This is a genomic window from Aeromonas sp. HMWF014, from assembly GCF_963878295.1.
GTDB classification, from domain to species: Bacteria; Pseudomonadota; Gammaproteobacteria; order Enterobacterales; family Aeromonadaceae; genus Aeromonas; species Aeromonas popoffii.
Window position 1 is genome coordinate 635 of sequence record NZ_CAWNYS010000434.1, and the last position, 3829, is coordinate 4463.

Sequence of the window (3829 nt, forward strand, 5' to 3'; positions counted from 1 at the left end):
GCAATCTGGCGGTCACCTATGTGGAGCTCATTCGCGGCACGCCGCTGCTGGTGCAGATCTTCATCGTCTACTTCTTTATCGGCACTGTGCTGAACCTCGACCGCTTCACCGCCGGGGTCGCCGCGCTGGCAGTCTTTACCGGCGCCTATGTGGCCGAAATCGTGCGCGCCGGTATCAGCTCCATCCACAAGGGGCAGATGGAGGCCGGTCGCAGCCTGGGGCTCACCTCGGCCCAGACCATGCGTTACGTCATCCTGCCCCAGGCATTCAAGCGGGTGCTGCCGCCGCTGGCAGGCCAGTTCATCAACCTCATCAAGGACTCTTCGCTTGTGTCTGTCATCTCCATCACGGATCTCACCAAGGCGGGGCGCGAGGTGGTCAGCTCCACCTTCAGCCCGTTCGAGGTGTGGTTTACCGTGGCCCTGCTCTATTTGGTACTGACCGGCACCCTCTCTTTCCTGGTACGCCGTCTGGAGGTGAAATATGCGCGCAGCAACTGATCCCATTATCAAGGCAACCGGTGTCGAGAAATTCTATGGCACCGAGGTGCACGCCCTGAAAAACGTCAGCACCCAGGTGGCCGAAGGGGAAGTGGTGGTCATAGTGGGCCCGAGCGGATCGGGTAAATCCACCTTCCTGCGCACCCTCAACCAGCTGGAGACCATCAACGACGGCAACATAGTGGTCGATGGCATATCTCTGACCGAACCGGGTGACGTCAACAAACTGCGGGAAGAGGTGGGCATGGTGTTCCAGTCCTTCAACCTCTTCCCCCACCTGAACGTGCTGGACAACATCTGCCTCGCCCCGCAGAAGGTGCGCGGGTTGTCGCGCAACGACGCGCGGGACAGGGCCAAGGCCTTGCTGCTGAAGGTGGGGTTGTCAAACAAGGCTGAGAGCTATCCGTCCCAGCTCTCAGGCGGCCAGCAACAACGGGTGGCCATCGCCCGGGCGCTCGCCATGCAGCCGCGCATCATGCTGTTTGATGAGCCCACCAGTGCCCTCGATCCCGAGATGGTGGGCGAGGTGCTGGACGTGATGAAAGGGCTGGCCCGCGAAGGCATGACCATGGTGGTGGTGACCCACGAGATGGGTTTCGCCCGCGAGGTAGCGGATAGGGTGCTCTTCATGGAAAACGGCGAGCTGCTGGTGGATGAGAAGCCGACCGACTTCTTTGACAATCCCCACTCCCCGCGCCTGCGCCAGTTCCTGAGTCAGGTGCTCTGACGCTGACAGCCGAAAAAAGCAGGAGAGGGAGTCCAGGGCTCCCTCTGTTTTTCCATCCCGGACTTGGCCTGCCATCATAATGGCGCAGGATCCCGCAGCAGCACTGTGCCAGGTACCTCGCCCCTGTCAGGTCCCGCACCCATCTTTTTATCACTTTAAAACAGATACTTACCATCATGTTTGCCATGAGTCAGCCAGCCGATGGCAGTGCAATATGCTAATGAAATATTAAATCCATTCGGTATGCTGGAACACAACTGGTCAAACCGGATGCCCACCATGGATGTGCAACTGCTGCTGCTCTACCTCTCCCCGGTCTTTCTGGCCTTTATCGGCTGGGAGATACTCTACCTGCGCAAATATGGTGCCGCCTTTCCCACCGCCACCTACCAGTGGCGGGATCTGTTCGCCAACGCCGCGCTGGCCCTGATGCATCAGGGGGGCGATGCGCTGGCGGCCATCGCCATCGTTTATCTGTATGACACCCTCTGGGGCTGGCGGCTGTTCGATATCGAGCTCAATATCTGGAGTCTGTTGCTGCTCTTCTTGCTGCAGGATCTCTGTTACTGGCTGTTCCACTTTGCCAGCCACCACGTGCGCTGGCTGTGGGCCTCCCACGTGGTGCATCACAGCTCGGAGCGACTCAACCTCTCCACTGCCTTTCGCCAGAGCCTGATGTATCCCATCTCAGGCATGTGGCTGTTCTGGATCCCCATGATCCTCATCGGCTTCCCGCCCCAGGCCGTGGTGGCAACCGTGCTGCTCAGCCTGGGTTTTCAGTTCTTCGTCCACACCCAGGTGGTGGGCAAGCTCGGCTGGCTTGAGTGGGTCTTCAATACGCCCTCCCACCACAGGGTGCACCACGCCAGCAACGCCAAATACATAGACAGCAACTTCGCCGGCGTGCTCATCATCTGGGATCGGCTGTTTGGTACCTTAGTGGAAGAGGACCCCGCCGAGCCGTGTCGCTTTGGCATCACCAAGCCTATCCACAGCTTCAACCCCCTCACCCTCACCTTCCACGAGTGGCGCGACATGCTGCGCGAGGCCCGTGGCCTCCCCTGGCAGCAGAAACTGAGCGTGCTGTTTGGCAAGCCGGCTGGCCCCGGCAGCGTCTGAATCAGAACCTTGAGGCAGAGCAAAAATGAGAGCGCCACCAGGGCGCTCTCGTTCATTGCCTGTCACAGACCCAGGTCAGACATGGGCAAATGACCAGAGTGCAGGCAGGAGGCTCACCAGGGTTATCCCGGCCAGCAGTCGCTCGCGGCCACTGAGTCGTTCAGCGCCAGCCTGCTGACGGCGGCTATAGAGAAACAGCAGCAGGCCCGGCCCGTAGAGCAGCAAGGAGAGCAGCAGGTATTCCACCCCGGCGGCATAGAGCAGCCAGAGGCCGTAACCGCTCGACACCAGCGCCACCGCCCGCATCAGCCCCCGGCCCTGCCCGCTCTCACTCTTTCCACTGAAAGAGAGCTTGAGCAGAAACAGGCCGATCAGCAGATAAGGCACCAGGATCATGGAGGTGGAGATGAGCAGCAGGCTGGTATACCCCTTGCCGAGCAACCACACCAACAGCAGGCAGCCCTGCACCGTCAGACTGGTGAGCCAGAGCGAGGCGATGGGGGTGCCGTTGCGGTTCTGGCGCCGGAAGATGGCCGGAAAGGCGCCGTGGCGCGCCGCACTAAAGGGCACCTCGGCCGAGAACAGGGTCCAGCTCACATAGGAGGCGAGCACAGAGACAATGAGGCCGACACTTATCAGCAGCTTGCCCCAGGATCCCGTCATCTGGGCCATCAGCCCCGCCATGGAGGGGTTGGGCAGGGCCGCGAGCTCGGGTCTGCTCAATATCCCCAGCGCCAGTACCGAGATGAGCACATAGAGCAGCAGTGCCAACACGACCCCAAGCACGGTGGCCGTGCCCACATCCCGCCGGTTTCTGGCGCGGGCCGACAAAACGGCCGCCCCTTCGATGCCGGTAAAGACCCAGAGGGTGATGAGCATGGTGTTGCGCACCTGCTCGGAGACAGGTACCGCCAGGGTGCTGCCCCCCTGATCCGCCGCGAAAGTCACGGGGTCGAAGTAATAGCAGGCGAACAGGATGAACAGCAGCAGCGGCAGGCTCTTGGCCAGGGTCGCCACCAGATTGAACAGGGCCGCCTGCTGCACGCCACGGGCCACCAGCAGATGCACGGCCCAGAGGATGCAGGATTCGCCAATAAAGGAGGCCAGGGTGTTGCCCTCGCCGAACCAGACACTGCCTGGGGTATCGACGAAGCTACCAAGGGCCGCGAAAGCGATCACCAGATAACCCACCACGCCTATGGTGGCGCACAGCCAGTAACCCCAAGCGGAGAAGAAACCCACCAGATCGCCAAAACCGGCCCGGGCATAGCTGTAGATGCCGCCATCGAGATCGGGTCTGAGCCGCGACAGGTAGAGAAAGCTCGCGGCCAGCGCCACTATGCCCACCCCGGTCACGCCCCAGCCGATCAGCACGGCGCGGGCACCGGCCACCTCGGCCATGTTCTGGGGCAAGCTGAAGATGCCCGCCCCCACCATGGAGCTGAACACCAGCGCGGTGAGGGACCAGAGGCCTATTTTACTC

Annotated in this window: 4 protein-coding genes; 3 read left to right on the forward strand and 1 reads right to left on the reverse strand. The window is 61.5% G+C overall.

Going from position 1 to position 3829, the window contains the following annotated elements:
- The 3 genes from AAC083_RS17240 to AAC083_RS17250 all read left to right on the forward strand — a co-directional run.
- On the forward strand, positions 1 to 500 hold a 500-nt coding region (locus tag AAC083_RS17240), incomplete at its 5' end, for an amino acid ABC transporter permease (RefSeq protein WP_258224745.1).
- On the forward strand, positions 484 to 1227 hold the full coding sequence (locus AAC083_RS17245) for an amino acid ABC transporter ATP-binding protein (protein WP_108537242.1): 744 nt from the start codon (positions 484 to 486) through the stop codon (positions 1225 to 1227). The genes AAC083_RS17240 and AAC083_RS17245, both read left to right, overlap by 17 nt.
- Before the next feature lie 279 nt (positions 1228 to 1506).
- Positions 1507 to 2346 carry a sterol desaturase family protein gene (locus tag AAC083_RS17250; RefSeq protein ID WP_181364795.1) on the forward strand — a complete coding sequence of 280 codons (840 nt, stop codon included), beginning with the start codon at positions 1507 to 1509 and terminating at the stop codon, positions 2344 to 2346.
- A 75-nt stretch (positions 2347 to 2421) separates the two neighbouring features.
- On the opposite strand, the gene AAC083_RS17255 is transcribed toward AAC083_RS17250, so the two are convergent.
- A partial coding sequence (locus tag AAC083_RS17255) for a basic amino acid/polyamine antiporter (protein ID WP_108537244.1) occupies positions 2422 to 3829 on the reverse strand: 1408 nt, incomplete at its 5' end.